Below are 7,409 nucleotides of genomic sequence, written 5' to 3'. Positions count from 1 at the left end.
CGGCGGCGTCGCCGCGGCCGGGGTCGCGGGCGTGGCCGCCGCGGGCGCGTTCGGGGTGAACCCGGTGGCGCAGGCGGGCGAGCAGTTCGTCGGGCAGGCCGCCAACGCCGCCATGGGCTTCGCGGGCGACCAGGTCCGCGGGTACGTGGGCGAGCAGGTCGGGGGCTACGTCGCCGAGAACGCCGGGGGCTGGATGGCCGACGCCGCCGCCAACGGCTTCGGCGAGGCCGCCTCCGGCGCCGCCGCCGACGTGGCGGGCGAGGTCGCGGGCGGAATCGCCGAGGCGCTGGGCGGACTGCTGGGCGGCCTGTTCGGCTGACTCGACAAGTCAGGGCTTTTCGGACGACATCCGCCGCCGTCTCGGTCAATCGCCCCGGCGATGGTTAGGGTCGGAGGTGGCAGGCGGCCACCCCCCGAGGAGTCCCATGACGACGACCATCGCCCTGGTCCTTGTGTGCCTGGCGGTAGCCGGACGCGAGCTGTTCCTGGCCTTCGACAAGCGGCTCCCGCGCGCGCAGGCGGAGTTGCGCGAGCTGCGCACGCAGGTCGCCGAGCTCGCCAGGCGGCACGAGGCGCTGCGGGCGGAGGTCACCGGACCCGACGAGCAGCCCGCCGAGCCCCCGGCCGAGGACGCCCTCCCGGACGAGACCCGGCAGGTCCTGGACCGGGTGGAATCGCTCGGTGACCGCGTCGAACGCCTGGAGCAGGAGATCGGCGGGCTCGCGGGGGAACTGACCGCGCTGGACTTCGACCACGAGGCGCAGCGCGCTCTGGCACGTTCCCTGGACGTGCTGGAGAACAACGTCGCCGAACTCCAGCAGGAGATGCTGGACCGGCTCGCCCGGCAGGAGGGCGTCGCCCCGGGCCTGCTGCTCAGCGAGGAGGGCGAGGCGGAGGCCCTGCTGACGGAGGCGTTCGAACGCTGCGTCTCCGAATACGGGCTGCACGTCCGGATCCGCGACCAGCGCACCGCACAGGCCGCGAACGGAGGGTACTGGGGCACCGCCTACCAGCTGTCGGGCCGACGACCGGACGCGCTGGGCGAGGAGCTGTTCGCGTACGTGCGGGGGCTGTACGACCCGCAGGACCCGACGGCGCTGGCGGCCCTGCTGAACGAGATGGCGAGCCTACGGGGCGGAGGCGTGGCGCGGCTGGGCCCGTTCACGGTGGTACGAACCCCGAACGCCCTGCTGTGCGGGCTCCTGACGGAGTCCGACGAGGCCCCGGGCGAGCCATGGGAGCTGGCGGCCCACCTGCGAGAGCTGCCCGAGGACGTGCAGTGCGACCTGACCTGGCTCCGCACGGACGCCTAGGTCGTACAAAGCTCTGGCCATGGGCGGCCAGGGTGATCGGCGGCCTGGCAGGACTCGGCGGTCTTGCTCATAGCGGGTGGGGAGGCCGTCGCCCCGCTCGGCGGACGGACCGACCTCGGCGCTGATCGTGGTCATCGTTCTGCCGATCCTCCGCGAGACCGGTAAGGGCCTGCGCACCAGCGCCCGCCTGACGGCTGTACGCCCGAGGGGGCCCGGCCGCATGGCCGGGCCCCCTCGTCTGTCAGCGATCGCCGGGAACGGTCAGGTCAGGGCGGGTTCACCCTGGGCGCGGACGGCGACGTGCCGCCAGTCGGACCAGGTCTTGAGGCGGTCGGCGTAGAGCTGCGGAAGCATCTGGTCGCCCTGGGTGCCGAAGAAGACGCGCAGCGGCGGGTTCTCGGCGTCCACGATCTCCAGCAGTGCCTGTCCGGCGGCGGACGGGTCGCCGAAGTCCAGGGTGCTCATGAAGGCGGTGAGGCCCTCGCGTACCCCGTCGTACACCGGGTTGGGCGCGGAGTGGACGGCCGAAGTGCCGCCCCAGTCGGTGGCGTAGGCGCCGGGCTCCACCAGAGTGACCTTGATTCCCAGCCCGGCGACCTCCTGGGCCAGCGACTCGCTCAGCCCCTCCAGCGCCCACTTGGAGGCGTGGTAGCCACCGACCAGCGGCCAGGCGGCGACGCCGCCGGTGGAGGAGATCTGCACGATGTGCCCGGCGCCCTGCTCGCGCAGGTACGGCAGTGCCGCCTGGGTGACCCACAAAGCGCCGAACAGGTTGGTCTCCAACTGGTCGCGCAGCGCCTGTTCGCTCAGCTCCTCCACGGCGCCGAACAGGCCGTAACCGGCGTTGTTCACGACCACGTCGAGCCGTCCGAAGTGCTCCTCGGCCCGCCGGACGTTCGCGAAGACCGCCTCCCGGTCGGTCACGTCCAGCTCCAGCGCCAGCACGGCGTCGCCGTGGCGTTCGGCCAGGTCGGCGAGCGAACCGACGTCGCGGGCGGTCGCCGCCACCCGGTCTCCCCGCGACAGCGCGGCCTCGACGAACCGTCGGCCGAAACCGCGCGACGAACCGGTGACGAACCAGACTTTGCTCATGATACTTCCCGCCTTCAATGGTTGATCCATCAGTGGGATCGGCGGTCGCCGATCAGTGCTGGAACCTGGCGACCAAGGGGGCCGCCGCGTCCAGGAAACGGTGCACGGTGGCGGCGTCGGCCGGGGGCGCGTACAGCACCGCCCGGTCCACCCCGGTCTCGTGCAGGTCCTCCAGCGCGGCCGCGTCCGCGTCGGCGCCGAAGACGGTGACGGGAACCCGGGCGCGTCCGGCGTCGCGGGCCGCCGCGCGCAGCGCGGTGATGCGGGCCGACAACTCGGCCATGGGCATACCGGCGTGCGGCATCCACTCGTCACCGAAGTCGAGCACGCGGCGGAGGACGTGGGGGCCGGATCCGCCGACCAGGACCGGCGGGCCGGAACGGCGGTGCGGCTTGGGCCAGGACCACAGCGGGCCGAAGTCCACGTGCGCGCCGTGGAACTCGGCGATCTCGTCGGCCCAGATCGCGCGCATCGCCTTGACCCGTTCGGCCAGCACGGCCCAGCGACGCTCCGGGGCGACGCCGTGGTTGGCGACCTCCTCAGTGATCCAACCGGCGCCCACGCCGAACAGCACGCGGCCGCCCGACAGCGCGTCCAGGCTCGCCACCGCCTTGGCCGTGACGATCGGGTCGCGCTGGGCGAGCAGGCAGATCCCGCTGGCCACCAGCAGTTCGCGGGTGGCGGCCGCGGCGTGGCCGAGCGCCACGAACAGGTCGTGGGTGCGGGCGAAGTGCGCGGGCAGGTCGCCGACCTCGGCACGGGTGCGTTCGGTCGCGGGCAGGTGCGTGTGCTCGGGCAGGAACAGCGACTCGAAGCCGCGCTCCTCCACCGCCCGCGCCAGTTCGTCCGGGCGGATCGCGAAGTCCGCGGGGAACATGGCGATGCCTAGCTTCATGGTTCCGTCCCTCGGTGCCGAGGCGGCTCCGGGCCGCCCCGCTTGCGTGCTTTAAATCTATGGACGACAAGAGAGACGTTCCATGACGCGAAAGCTCAGCTTTTTGCTCGAACGTCTCACTCACTCAGCGCCTGAGGCATGTCAGCCGTAGAGTACGAGCATGGACGTACTCGCCGATGTGCTGGCCACCACCGGATTCAGGGGCGTGCTGCTCGCCCAACTGCGTTCCGGGGGCGCGGGCTGGGGATGCGCGCTGGACCGGCTGGACACCGCCGGCTTCCACCTGATCGCCGAGGGCGCGTGCTGGCTGCGCACCGACGACGCGCCGCCGTTGCAGCTGGTGTCGGGGGACGTGGTGCTGCTGCCGCGCGGCAGGCCGCACCAGCTCGCCGGGACGCCCGAGCAGCAGGCCGTGCCGTACGCGGAACTGGAGGCCGCCCATCCGCCGGGGCGCGGCGGGGTGGTGGATCTCGGCGGCGACGGGCCGACGGTCCGGGTGGTGTGCGGCAAGTTCGCCTACGACGGCGACGTGGCGGGGCATCCGGTGCTGTCGGCGCTGCCCGAGGTGATCCACGTGCCGGGGATGAGCGCCGATCCGGAGCTGCAGGGCGTCATCCGACTGCTGGCCGCCGAGACGGCCGGTGGACGGCCCGGGGCGCGCGCGGTGGCCGCGCGGCTGACGGAGGTGCTGTTCGTGCAGGTGGTGCGGGCCTGGCTGGAGCTGCCCGAGGCGGCCGAGGGGCGGCCGTCCTGGCTGACGGCCCTGCGCGACCCGCGCATCGGAACCGCCTTGTCGCTGATGCACGCCGAGCCGCGGCGACCGTGGACGGTGGAGAGCCTGGCGCACACGGTGGCGATGTCACGACCGGCGTTCGCGCGCCGGTTCAAGGAACTGGTGGGCCAGCCCCCGCTGGCCTACCTGGCCAGGCTGCGCATTGACCTGGCCGCCCGGCTGCTGCGCGACACCGACGACCTGGTCGGCGACATCGCCCAAGCCGTCGGCTACACCTCCGAGTTCGCCTTCTCACGCGCCTTCTCCCGCGAGCACGGCATCGCCCCGGGCCGCTACCGCCGCGCAACGGCCCGCGCCTGACCCTGGAACATGTCGAGGGTCGACGAGTACCAAAACGAACACCCGCGTTTCCACGCCTCATCGCGGGCCTACACGCGACCGCCGATCACCCCGTCCAGCCCCATGACCTCCCGGCTAGGGATCATCAAGAAACCCTCGCCGACCTGCCCATGGCTCCTTCGGCCTTCCTTGGCCTCCCTAGGTTCTGTCGTCAAAGTGGGTGCGGCTAGTTCGTCGCTGCCGCGCCAACGGATGGGGCGGCCGTTGGCGCTGATGGTGACCGGGCGCAAGGGGCGAGGCCCCAAGAGGGGGTGTGGGTGCAGAGCCCCGCCGGGGTTGTAGAGGCAGAGCCCCAGCCGAGTTCCCCCACGCGGGGGAGGCGATCAACCCCGGAGCGGGAGGGACGGGAGCCCAGCGGCCGACAAGATCATGGGCATGGCGCTTCCCGTTGCTCCGACCGTCCCGACCGCTCCGCGTCCCGTCCCCGCCGCTCCGCGCTGGGCGGTGCTGGCCGCGCACGCGGTGACGTTGACGACCCTCCCCGCCGCCCTGTGGCGGATCGGGGTGGCCTGCGGGTTGCCGCTCGGGTACACCGAGGCCGGGCTCCGGGGGATCCGGGGCGACGGGTGGGAGGGGCCCGCCTGGCTGGTGCTGCTGAGCGTGCTGACGGAGGCGGCGGCGCTCCTGACGTTGGTCCTGGTGCGCGACTGGCGCCTGTTCAGCCCCCGCGTCACGACCGCCCTCGCGGGGACGGGCGCGGTGGTGCTGGCGGCGCTGTGGACGCCGTTCCTGTTCTGGTGGGCGGTGCCGGACGCGGCGATGACGGAGACCGGTCACCTGCTGGTGGGCTTCGTGTACCTGCCGCTGGTGGCGTGGGCGCCGCTGCTGGCCGCCGTCACCGTGAACCACCACCGGCGGCACCGGCGTTAGGCCGTGCCGCGCTTCAAAGCCCTGGCCCAGGGCACTTGCCTGGCCGCTCGCGTGCGTGGCCGGGGCCCACTGTGGAACACGCGTCAGGCGCGGACGAAGCGGGGGGCTCCCTGTTCCGTTCGGTCGACGGCGAACGCCAGCAGGCAGCGGGGCGTGCGCGCGGCGTCGATCTGCAGGCACACGCCGAGGCCCAGCCGGGGGTCGACGAACACCACGCGACGCAACGCCCGCAGCGCCCGGCGCGTCCGCACGCGCGTGTCGGGCCGTCGCGGATCGTGCAGCGTCGCCGTCACGATGCGCCCCGCGAACCGCCACAGCGCCACCGAGTCGAGCACCCGCACGCCCGCCGTCGTGAGATCGGCGACGATCACCACGCCGGTGTCGTCCTCCTCCAGCGCCTGCACCTGCGGCCGGGGTCCGTCCTGCGGGCCCTGCGGCCCGCCGACCGCCCGGTGGTACCGCAACGGGTCCAGCGTGTCGATCACGTACGCGCCCGCGTAGGGCCGCGAGGCGCGCGGCCGGGCGATCCGTCCCGCGACGCCCGGACGGCGGTGGGCGCTGAGGTCGAACACCATGCCCGCCCCGTCGGCCCACACCGGGAGCCCGAGCCTGTGCGCGCTCCCCCGGTCGAGCCCGCCGATCGCCCGCCACACCTCCTCGGTGCGCCGCGAGAACGTGGACGCCATCCCCAGACCGGGGAACGCCGACTCCAGCACGGCGAGCGTCGCCTTCCACGTCGCGCTCCCGACGAACTCGGCCACGAACGCGTCCACCTGTGCCCTGCGGCGTTCGGCGTCTCCGGCCTCCGACGGCGGCTCCTTGGCCAGCCCTCGCGTGGGCACCCCCGCCCGCCTCCCTTCGGACCGTTCATCCTTTCGTTCCGATGTCTGCGCGGGCCCCGTGGTGAGCGGCGCTCCGCCCCCGTCCCCTTCACGAGGGGCGTCCAGAGCCCGGCCCTCATCGACCAGGGACTCCGAATTCCCCATCACACGCCATTCATCCCCGACGGAGCCCTCCCCCACCGTTGGCGAACGCGGAACATCGAGATCGTGACTGCCTCCCACGGCCGAAGACGCCCGTTCGTCCACCCCAGGGGACGCGGCACCCAAGCCAGGGCGTTCCCCCGGCGGCGTACGCCACTGCACCTCACCCGCCGCCCGATCACCCGCTCCACGCAGGCCCTCCGGCCTCTGGACGGCTTCCCCAGGGGACGCAGCACCCAAGCCAGGAGGCTCCACCGGCGGCGTACGCCACTCCGTCTCACCCGCTGCCGCCTGGTCGTTCGCCTCACGCAGGCCCTCCGATGCGGCACCCAGGTCAGGGCGTTCCCCCACCGGTGTGCGCCACTCTGCTTCGCTCGACGTCGCCGCGTGGGTGTCCGTGTCGGTGACCGTTCCGGGAAGTGGGGTGCCGAAGCTGGGACGTTCCGCGGGTGACGGCGGGCGTGTCTCCTCGCTTGGCGCCGTCTGCTCGCCTTCGGCCACGCGCGGCCGTTTGGGCTCGCCTGGCGCGGCGGATGGGTCGGCTGGGCCGGGAGGCTCCACACCCTGTGACGGGCTCTCGCCCCCGTCCCGGGGCCGCGACACCGCCGTGGTGAGTGGCCCGCCGAACAGCGGCGGGCGCTCATCCGGCGCGGCGGGACGGTCAGCGGGGCCCGAGGACTCCCCGTCCCACGACGGACTCTTCTCCGTGCCTCGCAGAGGATCGGCCGACGGCAGTCGCCCCTCCGGCGTGGCAGGCCGGTCAGCGGAATCCGGGGGCTCCACATTTCGTGATGGGCTTTCGCCGGTCTCAGGAAGGTCCGTGGTTGACGGTGTGCGCCATTCCTCCTCGTTCGCTGCGCCTTCGGGGCGCTGTGCGGTGTGAGGGCGGCCGATGTTGGGCGGGCGTTTGAAAACCTGGGTTCGTTCCGGAACGTGGGGGCGGCCTATCTCCGGTGGACGGGGCATCCCCTGCGGGCGTTCGGCCCTCTCCTCGGGGGGCGGCTGGGTGAACGGCTGGGCCGGGGGGATCCCCTGCGGCTCGACGTTCGGGGCCGCCGCCTGTTCCACCACCGGCGTGTCCGGGGCCGGGGCCGGGTCCGGGTCCGGGTCCGACCACCACGAGC

General features: G+C 73.3%; 7 protein-coding genes. 4 read left to right on the top strand and 3 right to left on the bottom strand.

The annotated features are described in order from the left end of the window. Both AKI01S_RS51785 and AKI01S_RS24505 read left to right on the top strand, forming a co-directional pair. On the top strand, positions 1-319 hold a 319-nt coding region (locus tag AKI01S_RS51785; RefSeq protein ID WP_218009792.1), incomplete at its 5' end, for a hypothetical protein. A 106-nt stretch (positions 320-425) separates the two neighbouring features. Continuing rightward, positions 426-1,313 (top strand): hypothetical protein, encoded by an 888-nt coding sequence (locus AKI01S_RS24505; RefSeq protein ID WP_067822539.1) that lies wholly within the window; start codon positions 426-428, stop codon positions 1,311-1,313. A 261-nt stretch (positions 1,314-1,574) separates the two neighbouring features. Here AKI01S_RS24505 and AKI01S_RS24500 read toward each other — a convergent pair whose 3' ends face one another. Together AKI01S_RS24500 and AKI01S_RS24495 are read right to left on the bottom strand one after the other, a co-directional pair. Continuing rightward, complete coding sequence (locus AKI01S_RS24500; protein WP_067822535.1) at positions 1,575-2,405, bottom strand: SDR family oxidoreductase; 831 nt, start codon at positions 2,403-2,405, stop codon at positions 1,575-1,577. 52 nt (positions 2,406-2,457) lie between these two features. Then, complete coding sequence (locus AKI01S_RS24495) at positions 2,458-3,300, bottom strand: TIGR03619 family F420-dependent LLM class oxidoreductase (RefSeq protein ID WP_067822532.1); 843 nt, start codon at positions 3,298-3,300, stop codon at positions 2,458-2,460. Positions 3,301-3,460: 160 nt separating this feature from the next. On the opposite strand from AKI01S_RS24495, the gene AKI01S_RS24490 reads away from it, so the two are divergent. After that, positions 3,461-4,393, top strand: a complete 933-nt coding sequence (locus tag AKI01S_RS24490) for an AraC family transcriptional regulator (RefSeq protein ID WP_067822528.1) — start codon at positions 3,461-3,463, stop codon at positions 4,391-4,393. Positions 4,394-4,807: 414 nt separating this feature from the next. Next, the gene (locus tag AKI01S_RS24485) at positions 4,808-5,302 is read left to right on the top strand and encodes a hypothetical protein (protein WP_067822568.1); all 495 of its coding nucleotides are present in this window, start codon (positions 4,808-4,810) and stop codon (positions 5,300-5,302) included. 83 nt (positions 5,303-5,385) lie between these two features. Here AKI01S_RS24485 and AKI01S_RS24480 read toward each other — a convergent pair whose 3' ends face one another. Beyond that, positions 5,386-6,144 (bottom strand): hypothetical protein, encoded by a 759-nt coding sequence (locus AKI01S_RS24480; protein WP_067822525.1) that lies wholly within the window; start codon positions 6,142-6,144, stop codon positions 5,386-5,388. Positions 6,145-7,409: the final 1,265 nt, after the last annotated feature.

It is taken from the genome of Actinomadura kijaniata NBRC 14229 (assembly GCF_001552175.1).
Lineage (GTDB): Bacteria > Actinomycetota > Actinomycetes > Streptosporangiales > Streptosporangiaceae > Spirillospora > Spirillospora kijaniata.
The sequence above is the reverse complement of the archived record's forward strand: the minus strand, read 5'-3'. Positions and strand labels throughout refer to the sequence as shown.

Coding starts and splice junctions, on each gene's coding strand:
- AKI01S_RS24505 (WP_067822539.1), top strand. CDS start 426: ATGACGACGACCATCGCCCTGGTCCTTGTGTGCCTGGCGGTAGCCGGA.
- AKI01S_RS24500 (WP_067822535.1), bottom strand. CDS start 2,405: ATGAGCAAAGTCTGGTTCGTCACCGGTTCGTCGCGCGGTTTCGGCCGA.
- AKI01S_RS24495 (WP_067822532.1), bottom strand. CDS start 3,300: ATGAAGCTAGGCATCGCCATGTTCCCCGCGGACTTCGCGATCCGCCCG.
- AKI01S_RS24490 (WP_067822528.1), top strand. CDS start 3,461: ATGGACGTACTCGCCGATGTGCTGGCCACCACCGGATTCAGGGGCGTG.
- AKI01S_RS24485 (WP_067822568.1), top strand. CDS start 4,808: ATGGCGCTTCCCGTTGCTCCGACCGTCCCGACCGCTCCGCGTCCCGTC.